This is a genomic window from Halorussus marinus (assembly GCF_004765795.1).
GTDB classification, from domain to species: Archaea; Halobacteriota; Halobacteria; order Halobacteriales; family Haladaptataceae; genus Halorussus; species Halorussus marinus.
Genome location: NZ_SBIV01000001.1, coordinates 565,970 through 581,945 on the forward strand (window position 1 = coordinate 565,970; position 15,976 = coordinate 581,945).

Consider the following 15,976-nt stretch of genomic DNA (forward strand, 5'->3'; position numbering starts at 1 on the left):
GTCGCTCGGTGACGACGCCCCGTTCGGCGAACTGTTCGGTTAATCGGTGCCGGGCGCCGGCGTCGGCTCCGCCGGGTCCTCGTCGACGTACTCCAGATCGTCGGTGTAGCGATCGATGAGCAACACCGCGACCGCGCCCGCGACCCCGGCGAGGACGGTCGCGGCCACGCGCTCGACCGGCCACGCGCCCTCGGCGGTGAGGATGCGTGCGGCCGGAAGTCGGAGCGCGCCGACCATCAGCGCGACGAGGAAGGTCAGCGTCACCTGGCGGCGGGTCGCGAGCGCCCACTTCACGACGCGGGCGAACGTGAGGATTCCCACCGCCGCGCCAGCGACGAACGAGGCGACGGCGATCGCCGGCCCGAGCGCGGCCTCGAGCGCGCCGCCCCGAGCGATCGCGACGAGTTCGGCAATGAACTCGTGGAGCGCGTTGCTCATGTACACGTACTGGCCCATCAGGATGAGCAACAGCGACCCCGAGACGCCGGGCAGGATCATCGCGGAGATCGCGATCCCGCCCGCGACGAACAGCACCGGCGGCGCGTGGGGAACCGCGGCCCCCGCGGATTCGCCGGCCAGCAAGAACGCGCCGACCAGCCCCGCGATCGCGGCCGCCCGCTCGTCGCGGGTGTCGAGTCTGACCTCTCCCCAGAGGACGACCGCCGAGGCGGCGATGAGGCCGAAGAAGAACGCGAACAGCACGGCGGGCGAAGACTCCTCGACGCCGGCGACGACGCCGGTGACGCCGACGATGGCGGTCAGGACCCCCGCGCCGAGCACCGCGAGGAAGGCGACGTCCATCGCCCGGACGGTCTCGGCGATCCGGGCGCGAGCCCGGGCGTCGTACGCGCGCGGGAGGTCGGCCAGCACCGCCGGATCGAACGCCGCGATCGCGCCGACCAGCCGCTCGTAGATTCCGGTTATCAGCGCGATGGTGCCGCCCGAGACGCCGGGGACGGCGTCTGCGGCGCCCATGAACACGCCCTTCAGATAGACGGAGAGCCACGCTCGCATTGGGCCCGGATACGTCGACCGCGGGGAAAACAGTTCGGCTTTCGACGGAACGAACCGCTCAGTCGCGCTTGCCGAAGAGGAGCGTCGCCGCGAACGCTCCGACGAGGCCGGCGCGGGCGGGCGCGGTCTCCTCGCGATCGGGGAGCGCGTCGGCCGGCGCGGGCCGGGATTCGGCGGCGGCCGCGCCCGGCGACGCGAGCGCGGAGGCGTTCGACTCGTTCGCGACCGTGTCGTTCTCGACGGTCTCGTTGGTCGCCGTCTCGTTCGTGACGGTTTCGTTCGTCACAGTTTCGTTCGTGGCGGTCTCGTTGGTTGCCGTCTCGTTTTGGTCCTGGCGGAGCTGGATCGACTCCTCGGTCAGCGCGACCTCGGTCGCCGAGTCGTTCTCGCCGATGACCTGCGCTTCGGTCACGTCGGCAGTGGCGTTCGAGAAGGTGATGTTGCCGTCCTCGAACGACTGGCCGGTCACGAACTCGTACGGACCGGTCGCCCGCACGCTCGTGTTGGTGTAGCCCTGCTCGGGGCCCCACTCGTCGTACCCGGTCGAGGAGTACGGCAGGGTCATCGTGAACTCGCCGTCAGCACCGGTCTGGGCCTGCTGGCGGTAGGTGAACGTCGAGTTGGCCTCGGTCGGCGACAGCTGGACTCGCGCGGTCACGGTGGCGTTCTCGGGGCCGGTGCCCTCGACGGTCGCGCCGGGGACGCGCTCGAACGTCTTGACCCACGACGGCGAGGTCCGGAGGATGCGGTTCGGGTTCACGCCGGCCTGCTGGAGCAGGCGCATCTCGCCGCGTAGCGTCTGGACGTACTGCTGGGAGCTGGTGGCCGAGGACTCGCTCTGTTTGACCAGCCGGTAGTGTTCGAGCGCGGAGACGCGCTCGCTCGGGAACGGCCCGATCCCGCCGATCTGGGCGGTGCCGTCCTCCTCGACGAACTCGCGGGCCTCCTGCATCGTGTCGAAGTTGCGAACGACCGTCGCGTTCTCGCCCGAGGGCGTACCGACGATCTGGTCGGAGGAGACCCCCGAGACCGCGTCGTAGTCGACGACCACCGGGCTGGGTTCGACCGCGCTACCCTGATAGAGGTAGAGTCGCGCGACCTGACTCTGATAGTAGCGCTGGTCTTTCATCCGGAAGGCGATCCGGGGCCGGGTCTGCTCGTCGTTCAGCCCGGAGTACACCCGCGTGTAGAAGTCGAACCGACTCACGTTCTCGTTGAACACGGTGGGTGCCGAGAACTTCGAGGTCGGCTCGGCCATCTTCCAGTCGGCCATCACGTAGCGGGTCTCCTCGCCGTCGTCGCCGAGCGTCTCGATGACCTCGTTGGCCTCCTGTTCGCTGGGCGCGAGCAGGTAGTTCGCGGCGGTAGTCGCGCCCTCCTGGAACGGGTTGGCGTTCGGGATGCGCTCGCCCTGGACGGTGATGATGTGGCCGTAGTCCCACCACGACATCACGCCGTACGCGCCGGCCGGGTAGTCGAAGTCACCGTCGTTCTGGTCGTAGGTGCCGTAGTAGTCCATCTCGTTGTCGGCGCCGCCGAACGTCCCCTCCTCGGGCGTCTCGTTGGCGAGCCAGTCGAGCGAGCCGTCCCAGTCGGCGATCTCGCCGGGACCGGTGTTCGCGCCCGCCTGCATGGCGGTGTTGGTCTGGTCGATGTTGGCGACGCCCGTACTGCCGACGGTCGCCGGGAAGACGAGCACCGGCAACACCAGCAGGACGACCATCACGACCGACAACACCTGGTAGCCGTCGACGTCGGTGAGCGACTCGCGGTCGGTGAAGTCCGCGATCGCGAGCACGCGACCGGCGAGGTAGGCGTTCAGCACGGCGACCGGCACCGCGAGGTAATAGTTGAACCTGACCTGCGTGAACGCCGCCGCGACGATGAACGCGGCCCAGACGAGCACGAGCAGTTTCTCGGCGCTGTGGTCGTCGGTGCGGTAGGTCCGCCACACCAGCCAGATCGCGGCCACGGCGGCCGTGAACAGCATCAGGCCGTACTCCTGCATGATGACGTCGAACTCGCTGATGCCGTACTGGGGCTGGACACCTCCGGGGCCTTCTGCGAGGAACGGCTGGGCCTCGCCGATAGTTCGGGTCCGGGCGTTCGTTCCCAGTCCGATCACGCGGAGGACGTTGTTCCGAACGAGGTTGAACAGGCCGGGCGCGCCGACCGCGACGGCGCCGACGACGGCGACGATGATCCCGCCGATCGCGGGCGGGTACAGCGTGGCGTTGAGGTCGCGGGCGTCCCACACTCGGGCGAGCCACGCCATGAAGACACAGCCGCCGGCGACCGCGAACGCGAGCAGCGGCTGGAGGGGCGAGAACTTCGTCGGACTGAAATCGAACGTGCCGAGCGGAACGAGCATCAGGAGCCCGGTGACGCTCATGCTGACCGCGCCGACGAACGCGAGGTGGTCGGGGCTGACCCCCCGGAGGTAGTCGGCCGCGAGCTTGAGCACGAAGAACGCGCCGAAGATACCGATCAGCAGGACGCCGGGCGGCCACGTCCAGAGGTAGAGCGCCGTCGCGATCCCCGCGAGTACGCTGTAGCCGAGTGGTCGGCGAAGCACCGCGAAATCACGGTCCGCAACGAGTTCGTACACCGGCTTCTCGCGCTCGGCGACGCTCAGCGCGACCATCATCGCCAGCACCGCGAACGCCTGAAACAGGGGTTCGGCGATGTTGTGATCCGAGAACCCGACCAGACTCCGCCGGAGGAACGTGCCCGGAAGGAGCGCGAGCACGACGACGCCGAACAGCGCACCGGGGCGGCCGGCGATGCGCTTGCCGAGCAGGTAGGTCGGAATCGCGACGAGCGTCCCGAGCACCGCCGGAGCGACGAGGAGGGTCGTCGCCACCGTCTGCTCGGTGGGGCTACCGAGCCCCACGATCAGGGCGGCGGTCGCGACCAACTGGTCGTAAAGCGTCCCGAACTGGCCGACGCTGGTGCCGAACGGGAAGTACGTCCAGGGGTCGAACGGCATCGTGCTCGGCCAGTTGGCAACCGTGTAGGTGACTTGTCGGAGGTGATACCACGCGTCCGCGCCGGTGAAAAAGACCTCGCCGTCGCGGAAGAAGTTCTCGTACGACTGGACACGCACCCAGAGCATGAAGGCGATCGCCGCGGCGAGCACGGGGACGTGATACCAGTCCTCGAACGCGTCGAGGATCGACTCGGCCGACTCGGCCGAGTCGTCGACCTGCTCAGTCTGCTGGCTCATTGACTCGAAAGAACTGGCAAAACCCGCATAAGCCTTGTCATCTGGAGCCGGCACGGGTGTCGTTTTCCCGGTCCCCTCCGGTGCGACGAGGCTCACGAAAGCAGTTGACCCCTGAGGTCTCGAAGCACCGCGACCGCGTCGATCCGGATGCGTTCGCTCAGCCCGAGCAGGACGCCGAAGTATGTCAGCCCGCCGACCGCGAGCAACGCCGCGATCCGGACCGCTCCGGCCGCCCCGCCGAGCTGAAGCTTCAGCGCGTAGACGACGGCGGTCATGACCGCCATCGACGCCACCTGATGGCCCACGTCGGTGTAGGTCGACGCCGGAACGGACTCGTCGAGGAAGACGAGCATGGTGGCGACGCTCGCGCCGAACGCGAGGACGGTCGCCCACGCGACGCCCCACGCGCCGAACCAGATCGTGAGCGGGACCGCAGAGACGCCGTACACCCCGATGAGGAGCACGCCACTCGCGGCGTAGAGCCGGGGGCGCCCGGTCCCGAGGAAGAACTTCTCTAAGCCCTCTCGGTACCCGTTGATCAGGTTCGCGACCGCGAGCACCGGGACGAGCGCGTTCGCCAGTCCGACGGCCCCGAGCACGGGAAGCGTCGCAGTGCCGGCGCTCTCGCCGTAGATGGTCAACAGGAGCGCGTTCCCGATGACCGCGCCCCCGCCGACGATCGGAACCGCGAACAGCCCGGCATAGGTGAACACCGCCGACAGGAGTCGACCCACCTCCTCGTCGTCGCCCGCCTCGTTCAGCGCCGAGAATTGCGGGAAGGCGACCTGCGCAAGCGCAGACGAGAACAGCATCGACGCCTCCGTGAGGGTGAAGACGTTCTTGTACACGCCGGTGGCGGCCGGACCGACGAACTGCTGGATCAGCAGGTAGTCGGCCTGCTTGAACAGTTGACTGGAGACGCTCCGGACGTAGGCGTACTTCGAGAAGCCGACGAACGACCGGAACAGCGCTACCGAGGGCCGGGCCGGAACCACCCGTGCGAACCCGACGTAGGATACCAGAAAGGTGAGAAACTGTCCCGCGATGAGCCCCCAGACGAGTCCCCTGACGCCGTGGCCCTCGACGACCAGCGCGGCCTGGATCGGGACGATGAGAGCGTACCGGCCGTTCTCTATCGCGCCGACGAGCGCGACGCGTTGTTTGCCTTCGAGAAACGACCCGGAGAGCCGGAACAGTCCCCAGGTGAGCACGCCGAGCGGGACGAGCAGCGCGACGTCCACCCCCAGCAGGCCGTTGATCGTTCCCCGGAACGCGACCGACAGCGCCGCGACCGCCGCCACGCCCGCGAGCAACACGAGCGCGCCGCTGGCGAACTCCCTCGCTTCGGTGTCACCGCCGCTGACCCGCTTGACCAAGACCGGGTAGAGTCCGAAGCTGAAGACGTTGGCCGCGATCATCTGGAGGCTGAAGTACGCCGCGTAGGTCCCGATGCCGCCGAACCCGAGTTCGCGCGTGAAAAAGACAGTGCCGAGAAAGCCGGCCACCGTCCCGAGGACGTTCGTGACGAACCGCTTCGAGACCTCCGCGCCGATCTTCATTCCAGATACCCGAGCTCTCGGAGTCGGTCTTTGACCTCGCCTTCTTTCTCCTCGTCGCCGGCGACGCCGTCGCCCGTCACGGCCGCGTCGCCGACGAAGTCGTAGCTTTCGGGGTCGCGGGTCGCGAGGTCGCTCCCCGACGCGAACACGTCGAGTACGTCGCCGGCCATCGATTCGGGGAGACGGTAGCCGAGCGCGTGGAGCACTGTCGGCGCGATGTCGGTGATGCGCGCGCCCTCGATCGTCCCGTCGCGGAACGACGGCCCCCGGGCGAGGAAGATCCCCTCGCGGGCGTGTCCGGAGGTGTCGACCTCGAAGCGGAGGTCGTCGACGTCGAACCGCGAAGACGCGTGGACTTCGGGCGTCTCGATGACCATCGCGAGATCCGGGGTGTGGGGGCCGCCGCGGTCGAGGCGGTCGAACCGGACCGAGAGGCCCTCGCTTTCGGCCCCGTCCCGGAGCGCGGACTCGGCGCGCTCGCAGATCGCGTCGATCTCGTCCGGATCGTCCGCGAGCGCGTAGATTAGCGTCGTCTTCTGTCCGACGTCGGCTAACGCGGTCGTCTCCGCCCAGTCGATTCGACCCGTGCTCAACGCGTTGTCGAGGCCGAGCGCGTCGCCGGTCGGGACGCCGGTCAGTGCGCTCTCGGGGACCAGCTTACGGGCGAGCGTGAGCAGGCCGGCCTTCCCGAGCAGGTCGCTGGCGGCGTCTCGGGCGGTCCCCATCGCCGCCTTGGTCGCGTCGCCGGACTCGGTCAGCGAGACGAGCCCCGCTCGTTCGAGCACCACGTTGGGCGCGAACTTCGAGCGGACCTTCTCGAAGCCGTGGTCGCTCATCACGATGAGGTCCTTGTCGGCGTGGGCGTCGAGAAACTCCCCGAGGCGCTCGTCGACCCGCCGATAGACCTCGAAGAGTTCGTTGTCCGAGGCGGCCGGCGGCGTGCTTTCGGCGCCCCAGTAGTGGTGGGCCACCCGATCGGTCGCTCGGATCAGCCCGACCGCGAGCTCCGGGTCCTCGCGGTCGATGAAGTGTTCGAACGCCTCGAACCGCTTGTCGACCAGGTCGAGGCTCTCGTCGACGTACTCGCGAGACCCCGGCGGCTGGTCGTTCCGGAGCTTGTAGCCGTCGACGAGGTCGACGAGTTCGTCCCACCGCGCTGGCGGGTGGGCGTACTCGTCTTTGTACTCGGGGGCGGCCGCAATGATGGTGCCGTCGATCGCCTGCCAGGGGTACGACCCCGGGATGTTGAACACGACGACCGACCCGTCCTGATCGTCGACGGCGTCCCACATCTTACCGGGGACGAACTCGTCGTGGCTCAGGTCGTTTTCGCGGGTCTCCCGGTTGAAGTGGGTGAACCCGTACATGTCGAGGTCGGTCGGCTCCCGACCGGTCGCGAACGCCGGCCACGCCGGGACGGTGATCTCGGGGACCGTGCTCTCTAACTCCCCGCTGACGCTCTCGTCGAGCAGACGCTCGAAGTTCGGGAGGCGGCCGGACTCCACCCACGGCTCGATGACCGAGAGGGTCGCGCCGTCGAGTCCGAGGACTATCATGTGGGGGCGAACGCGGGGCCCGGCCAAAAGGAGTTTGGTCCTACTCCAGATACCCCAGATCGGAGAGGCGCTCGGCGACGTCGGCGTCCTCGGTGGCTGCCTGCGTGGCCGCTTCGTAGTCGGGGTAGGATCGCTCGTCGGGGGCGTCGACGGCGGCGAGCGGGTCCCCGTCCATCACCGTGGCCGGCGCGACGTCGAGAGTCGCCAGCACCGTCGACGCGACGTCGAACAGGTGTGCGCCCGAGAGGTCCGCTCCGGAGTCGACGCCCTCGCCCGCCAGCGCGATCACGCCGTGTCGCTTGTGGTTCCACGGCTCGGGCTCGCCGAACTGCTCGCCGACGAGCGCCGAGAGGCCGTGCTGGAAGTCGGTCGGCACCGCCAGCACGTCGACCGCTTCTTGGGCGTACGGGCCGTCGATGTACTTCTCCCGGGGCACGACTTCCTCGAACACCGGCGTCCCCGTCGGCGTGGTCGCGCTCGACAGGAGCGAGATCACCTCCTCGCGGACCCGATCGTACTCGTCTCGCGCCACGACGCCGTCGGGGTCTCGCCCCTCGACGTTCAGCCTGACGCCCAGTTCCGACGGCGACCGGAGGTACGCTCGCGACGCCGAGAAGTCGACCGCGTCGCTCGCGGCGAACACCGCTCCGACCGGGACGTGGCGACCGACGAACTCCGCGAGCCCGAGCCGTTCGAGCACCGCTTTCCCGCGCTGGTAGGTCAGCCCGACGGTCGCCGCCGTCGCCGCGAGCCGTTCGAGCACGGGATGGCCCGACGCCCCCTGCTCGGCGCCCCCCGTCAAGCGCTCGTCTTTGATCTGGAACCACGAGGGGACGCCCTGACCGCCGGTGGTGGTCTCGACCACGCCCGCTTCCCGGAGGAACTCGTTGACGCGGAACTCGTAGCCGTCGTACTCGCCCATGCCATGGTCGCTGGCGACCACGACGGTGTCGGGGTCGCACTCGTCGAGGATCGCGCCGATCTGCTCGTCGACGGCCCGGTAGATGCGCCGGACCTTCCCGTGGTCGCCGGGGTAATCGTGGAACACCGCGTCGGTCTTCTGGAACTGGACGAAGCCGAACTCGGGACCGAACCGGTCGGCGAGATACCGGAACGCGGCCCCGCGCATCCGAGCGAGTTCGAGGTAGTCCTCGAACCGGTCGTCGCCAGCCGTCTCGTCGGTCTCGCGGCGGGCGTACACGCGGTAGTCGCCGACCGCCTCGCGCACGTCGTCCAGAATCCCGTCGGGGTGACAGTCCGGATCCTCGGCGGCGAGGTAGCCCGGGACGACCGCGCCGTCGACGTCGGGCGGCGGGCTCGTGACGGGGGCGTTGACGACCACGCTCGTCAGGCCCGCCGCGTCGGCGTACTCCCAGAGCGTTCGCTGTCGAACGTCGGTCGCGTTCACGATGTCCCAGTCGTAGCCGTCGAACCGCAGGAAGTCGAACACGCCGTGCTTGCCGGGGTTCGTTCCGGTGTACAGCGACGGCCACGCGCTCGCGGTCCACGGCGGAATCTGAGACTCCAGTCGCCCGGTCGCCCCGTCGTCGAACAGCGATTCGAGGTGCGGGAGGGCACCGTCCTCGAACAGCGGTCGGAGTACGGGGAAGCAGGCGGCGTCGAGTCCGACCAGCAACGTCTGCATGTCTCGACCGACCGGACCCGCCGGCTTAAAACTGCTTTTCTCCGGCGCTACTCGATATACCCCAGCTCCCTGAGGTTGCGCTCGACGCCAGGACTGTAGTCGGCGTCGCTCTCGCTACCTGCTTTCTCGAAGCGCTCGCCGAGCGCTTCGGTGACTCGCGCCCGAAGGTCGGCGACGACCGACTCGTCGGGCTCGGCGACGACTGACTCGCCGGGCAGGTCGTAGAGGATCTCGGTGCCGTCCGACCGGAGTTCGAATCTGTACTCGTCGGTTCGGACCGACTTGCGACCGAGTTCGAACGCCCGGAGCGTCTCGGCCGAAACCTCGTCCACGGCCTCGGTATCGGACAGATCCGAGGGCGCTTCGGCCGCGTAGACGGCGTCCCGAGCGTCGCCGCCGAACAGCGAGTCGCCCGCCGTCTCAGGAGCGTCCAGCCCGCAGAGCTCACAGAGCGTCGCGAACAGGTCGACGTGCGAGGCGAGCTTGTCGCGGGGATCGGCCTCCGGAACGCCGGGACCGGCGAACACGAGCGGGACGCGTGTCACCTCGTCGTAGAGGAAGTTGCCGTGGTACAGCGCACCGTGCTCGCCGAACAGTTCGCCGTGATCGGACGTGAGGACGACGACAGTGTCATCGGCGAGTCCCGCGCGTTCGAACCACTCCAGAAACGCGCCGAGACGGTCGTCGAGATACCGGAGGCTCGCGGCATACCACTCCCGAAGCACGTCGAGTTCGGCCTCCGTCAGCGACGAGGAATCGTCTCGATACCGCAACGCGATGCTCTGGGCGCCCGCCCCGTCGGCCGCGGCGAACAGTCTGTCGTCGTCGACCGCTGGGTCGTCGTACTGGCACGGCGAGTCGATCAACTCCTCGACTAGCCCGAACCGGGGCCGGGAAAGCGCTGGCGTCTGGTCGTGCTTGTACGGCCGCGGCGGGTCGTAGGGCGCGTGGACCGTCGTCAGGTTCGCCATGGCGAAGAACGGCTCTGGGGTGTCGGCGAGCCACTCCCGAAGCTTCTCGAACTTGATCTCGGTGTAGTAGTCGTTCCCCTGTGAGGCCAGCCTGAAGAAGTCTCGGCGGATCAGCGGATCGGTCACGAGCTGATAGAGATACGCGACCGACGGTCGCTCGGCCACTTCCTCGTAGACCTCGTAGTAGGCTTCGAACCCGCGGTCGAGCCCGGTCGCCGATCCCATCTTTGCGGGCCCCGGAATGCCGAAGGTTCGATACCCGCGGTCCGCGAACCACTCCGCCAACAGCGGAACCGACTCAGGCATCGTCGGCCACGCGCCGTCGAATCCGGTCTGGTTGGGATACTGCCCGGAGAAAAGCGCTCCGTGCGACGGCGGCGTCCACGGCCCGACTGCGAAAGCGTTCTCGAAGCTCGTCCCTCGCTCGGCCACGCCGTCGATGGTCGGCGTTTCGACCGGAAACGCGCCGTCGTCACAGGAGAGCGCATCGGCCCGGAGCGTGTCGAAAACTAGCAGGAGGACGTTCGGATACTCGGTTCTCGGAACTCTCACTGGCGCCATCTCTCGACCCCCATGAACTACCGAGGAGGGGATCAACGAACGGGAACTTTAACCGTTCGGCCCGCCGCGTCCCGAACATGGACCCCGACGCCGCCCGCGTGGCGATGCTCCACCAGGACCCCCATCCCGCCCACCGCGGCTTCGCGGAGGCGATCGGCGCGGACCTCGTCGACTACCACCGGCGGTCGGCCGGCCCCCTCGACGGTACCCTCGCCGAGGACGCGCTGAACGGACTCACGTACCCCGATTACGACGTCTACATCGTGGAGGGGTCGCGACCCCTGTACGCCGGACTACTCTGCCGGTTCGCCCGCGGCGGCAAACTGGTCTATCTCTGTGCGGACCACGGGCTCTACCGGCTCGGTAGCGCCGACTTCGAGGGCGACTCGGCGCTCAAGTCGCTGATCGGGACGTTCGGTACGCCGGCGGTCCGGGCGGCCGGACGGCGCGGGATCGACGGCGTGATCGCGGTCTCGGCGTTCGCCGCGGAGTTCACCCGGCCCGTGGTCGGCCCGAAGACCCCGATCGAGGTCGCCCATCCGTTCGTCCAGCCGTCGACCTACGACGCGCTCGGTGACGTCGAACCGAGCCTCGGCTCGGAGGTCGCCGTGACCGTCGCGCGGCCTTGGGAGTACAAGGGCGTCGACCTGCTCGTCGACGCGTGGCCCCGGGTCCGCGAGTCGTTCCCCGACGCGGAACTCCACGTCGTCGGCGGGGGACACCCGGAGTCGTACGCCGAGACTCCGGGCGTCCGGGTTCGGGGGTACGTCGAGGACCTCGCCGACGCGTTCGCGCCCGGTTCGCTGTTCGTCCAGCCGTCGCGGATGGACACCTTCCCGGTGAGCACGCTCGAAGCGATGCGTGCCGGCCTCCCGCCGCTGGTGACACGGACGACCGGCACGCGATCGGAGGCCCGACGGATCGACGAGTCGCTCGTGGTCGAACCGAACGAGGACGCGCTCGCTCGCGGCGTCCGCAGGTACTTCGAACGCGACCTCGCCGACCGACGCTCGCTCTCGGAGACCGCCCGCGACCGGGGCGGCCGGTTCGATCGGGACTCGCGAACCGCCGCGTTCCGGGCGGCCTACCGCGACGTTCTCGAAGAACTTTAACGCCGGACCGGCGATTGTCCGCCCATGACCGTCTACGTCGTCGGACTCGACGGGGCCGACTGGTCGCTGCTCCGACCGTGGGCCGAGGCGGGCCACCTCCCGACGGTCGCCCGGATTCTCGACGAGGGCGTCGCGGGCGACCTCCAGAGCACGCTCCCGCCGGTCACGTTCCCGGCGTGGAAGTGTTACTCGACGGGCAAGACTCCCGGGAAGCTCGGCGTCTACGAGTGGTTCGCGTACGACAGAACGACCCACGACATCTCGGCGAACGACGCCAGCGACTTCCGGTCGCGCGAGTACTGGGACGTGTTGGCCGACCGCGACCGGCGCGCGGGCGTGATCAACATGCCGACGACCCACCCTGCCGGCGCGGACGAGGGCGTGAACGCGACGGACGACGGGCCCTTCATCATCGCGGGGAGCCCCGCAAGCGAGCGCAAGGCGTTCACCAGCCCCGCGTCGCTGAGGACGGAACTGCTCGAGGAGATCCCCGACTACCGGGTCAAGCCCGACCTCGTCCTCGACGAGGCGTCGCCCGACGAGTTGGTCGCCGAGGCCCGCGATCTGTTCGAACAGCGCTTCGACGCCGCGACGTGGCTCGCCGACGAGAAAGACTGCGAGCTGGTCCACACCACGCTCTTTGCGACCGACACGCTCCAACACCGGCTCTGGGATCGCCCCGAGAAGCTCCGGGCGGCCTACGAGCGCGTCGACGACCTGCTCGCGGACCTGCTCGCACGCGAGGACGCCGAGGCCGTCGTGCTCATGAGCGACCACGGCTTCGCCGAGATCGACGAGATCTTTCTCGTGAATCAGTGGTTGGCCGAGCGGGGCGACCTCGTCGTCGAGGACTCGGAGGCCCGCGACCTGCTGGCGTCGGTCGGGCTCACCGAAGAACGGCTCAAGCGGTTGGTCGATCGGCTCGGACTCGTCAATCTCGCCCAGTCGCTCGTGCCCGAGTCCCTCCAGCGGTTCTTCCCGAGCGAGAGCGGTCGCGTGGCGATTCAGGACGCCGGAATCGACTGGACCGAGACGAAGGCCGTCTCGCTCGGCCGCGGACCGATCTACGTCAACCGCGACGCGTTCCCGGACGAGGAGGCGGCCGACGCCTACGCCGAGGCGCTGGCGGCCGACCTCGAAGCGCTCGAAACGCCGTCGGGCGATCCGGTCGCGGCCGCGGTCCGCGATCCGGCGGACGTTTACACCGGCGAGCGACCGCGCGCTCCGGATCTGGTGGTGGAGTACGCGACCGGCGTCGACGCCCCCGAAGCGATCGGCGGCGGTGTCTTCGGCGAGACCACCGAGTGGCTGGCGACCCACCGCCGCACGGGGGTGTTTGCGGCGTGGGGCGAGGACGTCGCGACCGGGAGCGCCGACCTCGAACTGTACGACCTCGCGCCGACTCTGCTCCACTATCTCGGTGCGCCCGTCCCCGAAGACGTCGACGGCGACGTTCGATTCGACGTGTTAGCCGGCGAGCCAGCCGATCGATCGATCGAGACGGGGGCGCCGACAGCGGCCGACGCGGCCGGCGAGCGCGCGGGCGAGGAGGTCGAAGACACACTACGAGAGCTTGGGTATCTGGAATGAATCCCCTGAAGCGGTTTCCCCGCGCGAACAACGCGTGGATGGACCTGAAACACCGCGTGCGCCACTGGCGAAAGCGACGCGACCGGGCCGTTCGGACGGGCGTTTCGGTGGATGAGCCTCGTAACGTCCTCGTGGTCGTCGTCGACTGCCTGCGCGCAGACCACGTCTCGGGATTCGGCCACGACCGCGAGACGACGCCCACGCTCGATGCGTTTGCGGATGGCGCCGCCGCGTTCTCGAACGCGAAAGCGCCGAGCCCGTGGACGTTTCCCTCGGTTCCGTCGGTCCTGTCGGGACGCTATCCTCACGAGCACGGGGGCCGACTCGAACCCGACCCGCGGAACCTCTCGGCCGAACAGTTTCCCCGTAGGCCGCGGACTGACGTCCCGATGCTCCCCGACCTGCTCGAAAGCGCCGGGTACGACACCGGGATGATAACCGCGATTCCCATGGCGGAGGAGGCGGTCGGCGACCGGTTTCAGCATGTGAGCGTCCGCTATACGGACGCGACCGAGCGAGTGTCGTCTGCTCGCGAGTGGTTCGCCGGGCGTGACAGGTGGTTCTGCCACCTCCACCTCGGCGACCCTCACGCGCCACTCGACGTCCCGGACGAACACCGAGCGGAGTTCGGCGTACCGGACCTCGAGAATGTCGAGGACTGGCGATTCCGCGAATCGACCGGCGACGAGGGGTTCGAGCGGTACCGTGACGCCCGACGCCGAGCGTACGATGCGGCTGTTAGGGGGGCGGACGACGCGCTCGCGGGCCTACTCGCGGACCTCGACGACGACACCGTCGTCGTGGTGTGTGGCGATCACGGCGAGGCGTTCTGGGAGCACCCCGACCTCGAACGGCGGCTCAACGACGATCCCCGCGGCTACTACGGGACCGACCACGGCCACAGCGTCTTCGAGGAAGTCGCCCGAGTACCCCTCTGGGTACGCGCGCCCGGCGTCCATCCGGAGCGCTCGGATCGACCGGTCTCGCTCGTGGACGTGGCGCCGACGGTGCTCTCGACGCTCGGGGCGGACGTACCGGCCGGTATCAGCGGTCGATCGCTCGATACCGACCCCGACCGGGACCGACCGCTCCTCTGTGAGGAGACCGCCTACGGCTACAATCAACGCGCGGTCTGGCGAGACGGCCAGAAAGTGATCGCGGTGCCCGAAACGGCGACGAGACTGGCGTTCGATCTCGACGGCGGCCTCGAAACAGACCCGCTCGAAACGGTCCCAGACCGTCTCGAATCAGGACTCTCCGGGTTCGGATCGGGCGTCGACGGCGGCCAGCAGATGTCTGTCGACGACGACACCCGCGACCGACTCGCGGAACTCGGCTACCTCGAATAGCTACTCCATGTAGCCGAGGTCTTTGAGGTGCTGTTCGACCATCTCGTCGTCCTCGGCGACGGCGTCGGAGCCGCCCTCGCGCAACCGCTTCATCCGCGCCTGATGGTCGTCGAGCGCGCGCGCGAGGTCGCCGTACTCGGGGGCGTCGCCAGACCGGTCGTCCTCCGGGCGCTCCTCGGGGGTCGCGCTCACGTCGAAGCAGAGTTCGCCGTCGTCGGCGTGGCGAAGGAGCTTCCAGCCGTCGGCTCGCCGGGCGCAACACCGCGCGTACTCGATCTGGCGACCGACGTCGGCGAACCCGTACTCGCGGGGGTCGGCCTCGCCGTCGGCGACCGCGAGCGCGGACTCGCCCTCCCAGCCGGCGTGGGGATCGAGACCGAGCGCGTCCGCGATCGTCGGCGCGACGTCGAGGAGTCTGACCTGCCCCTCGACCGGCTCGGCGCGCTCGACGTCGTTTCGCGCCGGGTGAGAGACGATCAGCGGGACCCGGAGGACGCCTTCCCAGAACTCCGGCGGGTGGCCCGCGTGACCGTGCTCGCCGACGAGTTCGCCGTGATCGGCCGTGAAGACGACGAGCGTCTCGTCGAGCTCGTTACGTTCGCGCAGGGCGTCCAGTAAGGCGTCGAACTGGTCGTCGACGTAGGCGCACTCGGCGTCGTAGAGTTTCCGGATCAGCTCCCACTCGCGGTCGGTGACTGCCTCGGGATGGTGGGTCCCCTTCCGCGAGAGCCCGCGACAGGTCGCGAGGTCGAGCGGTTCGTCCAGAAACTGACGCTGGTACTCCTCGGGCGCCTCGTAGGGGTGGTGGGCGTCCATGTAGTGGAGCCAGGTGAACCACTCGCCCGTCTGGTCGCCGATCCACTCGATGGCGCGGTCGTTGAGCGATTCGGCGCGCTCGTACTCGCTGTCGTTGCCCGTCGCGGTCGCGAACAGCGCGTCGGCGCGGTTGTACACCGTCTCTATCGTCTTGAACACCGCGCCGTCCTTGTCGAGGTTCGACTGGACGAACTGCTTGAGCCGCCCCGCCTCGGTCGTGCCGCTGGCGTCGTACATCGACTCGAACCCCCGGTCGTAGCGGTACGAACCGCTCGCGAAGTGATTGTCGGTGTAGCCCGCGGTGGCGTACCCGGCGTCCCGGAGCGACTCGGCCAGCGTCCTGATGCCGTCGTCCGAGCCCGGTTCCGGGAGGCCCAGTCCCTCGATGCTGGCGAAGTATCGGCTCGCGAGGATGGCCGGGAACGACGCCGGCGTCGAGGGGCCGTTCGCGACGCACTCGGCGAACTCCAGCGCCTCGTCCGCGAACGACCGCGTCGCGGGCATCACATCCGGACTCACCCGGTCGGCGCGCAGGGAGTCGACCGTGACGAGGAGGACGTTCATACCTGCCCGAAGT

The 15,976-nt window shown here is 68.8% G+C and carries 10 protein-coding genes; 3 read left to right on the forward strand and 7 right to left on the reverse strand.

What is annotated here, in order from left to right:
• Positions 1-39 precede the first annotated feature (39 nt).
• The 6 genes from EPY72_RS02910 to EPY72_RS02935 form a co-directional block, all read right to left on the reverse strand.
• The gene (locus tag EPY72_RS02910) at positions 40-1,014 is read right to left on the reverse strand and encodes a DUF368 domain-containing protein (protein WP_135805505.1); all 975 of its coding nucleotides are present in this window, start codon (positions 1,012-1,014) and stop codon (positions 40-42) included.
• A 58-nt stretch (positions 1,015-1,072) separates the two neighbouring features.
• A complete protein-coding gene (locus EPY72_RS02915) occupies positions 1,073-4,240 on the reverse strand; it encodes an oligosaccharyl transferase, archaeosortase A system-associated (RefSeq protein WP_135805506.1) in 3,168 nt (1,055 codons plus the stop codon).
• A 92-nt stretch (positions 4,241-4,332) separates the two neighbouring features.
• Entirely contained in the window at positions 4,333-5,799 is a 1,467-nt protein-coding gene (locus EPY72_RS02920) for an oligosaccharide flippase family protein (RefSeq protein ID WP_135805507.1), read from the reverse strand.
• The gene (locus EPY72_RS02925; protein WP_135805508.1) at positions 5,796-7,355 is read right to left on the reverse strand and encodes an alkaline phosphatase family protein; all 1,560 of its coding nucleotides are present in this window, start codon (positions 7,353-7,355) and stop codon (positions 5,796-5,798) included. The genes EPY72_RS02920 and EPY72_RS02925 overlap by 4 nt, the downstream gene beginning before the upstream one ends.
• A gap of 40 nt (positions 7,356-7,395) precedes the next feature.
• A complete protein-coding gene (locus EPY72_RS02930) occupies positions 7,396-9,000 on the reverse strand; it encodes an alkaline phosphatase family protein (protein WP_135805509.1) in 1,605 nt (534 codons plus the stop codon).
• A gap of 47 nt (positions 9,001-9,047) precedes the next feature.
• On the reverse strand, positions 9,048-10,532 hold the full coding sequence (locus EPY72_RS02935) for a sulfatase (protein WP_135805510.1): 1,485 nt from the start codon (positions 10,530-10,532) through the stop codon (positions 9,048-9,050).
• Positions 10,533-10,609: 77 nt separating this feature from the next.
• Between EPY72_RS02935 and EPY72_RS02940 the strand changes: the two genes are divergently transcribed.
• The 3 genes from EPY72_RS02940 to EPY72_RS02950 all read left to right on the forward strand — a co-directional run bounded on the left by EPY72_RS02940 (position 10,610) and on the right by EPY72_RS02950 (position 14,583).
• A complete protein-coding gene (locus tag EPY72_RS02940; RefSeq protein WP_135805511.1) occupies positions 10,610-11,644 on the forward strand; it encodes a glycosyltransferase family 4 protein in 1,035 nt (344 codons plus the stop codon).
• A gap of 24 nt (positions 11,645-11,668) precedes the next feature.
• Positions 11,669-13,234: an alkaline phosphatase family protein gene (locus EPY72_RS02945; RefSeq protein ID WP_135805512.1), complete on the forward strand. Its 1,566-nt coding sequence runs from the start codon at positions 11,669-11,671 to the stop codon at positions 13,232-13,234.
• 107 nt (positions 13,235-13,341) lie between these two features.
• Complete coding sequence (locus EPY72_RS02950; protein WP_210423481.1) at positions 13,342-14,583, forward strand: sulfatase-like hydrolase/transferase; 1,242 nt, start codon at positions 13,342-13,344, stop codon at positions 14,581-14,583.
• Here the strand turns inward: EPY72_RS02950 and EPY72_RS02955 are convergent, their stop codons facing one another.
• On the reverse strand, positions 14,584-15,963 hold the full coding sequence (locus tag EPY72_RS02955; RefSeq protein ID WP_135805514.1) for a sulfatase: 1,380 nt from the start codon (positions 15,961-15,963) through the stop codon (positions 14,584-14,586).
• Positions 15,964-15,976: the final 13 nt, after the last annotated feature.

Bases quoted from the DNA above. Each gene is read 5' to 3' on its own strand.
- EPY72_RS02930 (WP_135805509.1), bottom strand. From the start codon at position 9,000: ATGCAGACGTTGCTGGTCGGACTCGACGCCGCCTGCTTCCCCGTACTC.
- EPY72_RS02925 (WP_135805508.1), bottom strand. From the start codon at position 7,355: ATGATAGTCCTCGGACTCGACGGCGCGACCCTCTCGGTCATCGAGCCG.
- EPY72_RS02915 (WP_135805506.1), bottom strand. From the start codon at position 4,240: ATGAGCCAGCAGACTGAGCAGGTCGACGACTCGGCCGAGTCGGCCGAG.
- EPY72_RS02935 (WP_135805510.1), bottom strand. From the start codon at position 10,532: ATGGCGCCAGTGAGAGTTCCGAGAACCGAGTATCCGAACGTCCTCCTG.
- EPY72_RS02920 (WP_135805507.1), bottom strand. From the start codon at position 5,799: ATGAAGATCGGCGCGGAGGTCTCGAAGCGGTTCGTCACGAACGTCCTC.
- EPY72_RS02955 (WP_135805514.1), bottom strand. From the start codon at position 15,963: ATGAACGTCCTCCTCGTCACGGTCGACTCCCTGCGCGCCGACCGGGTG.
- EPY72_RS02945 (WP_135805512.1), top strand. From the start codon at position 11,669: ATGACCGTCTACGTCGTCGGACTCGACGGGGCCGACTGGTCGCTGCTC.
- EPY72_RS02940 (WP_135805511.1), top strand. From the start codon at position 10,610: ATGGACCCCGACGCCGCCCGCGTGGCGATGCTCCACCAGGACCCCCAT.
- EPY72_RS02910 (WP_135805505.1), bottom strand. From the start codon at position 1,014: ATGCGAGCGTGGCTCTCCGTCTATCTGAAGGGCGTGTTCATGGGCGCC.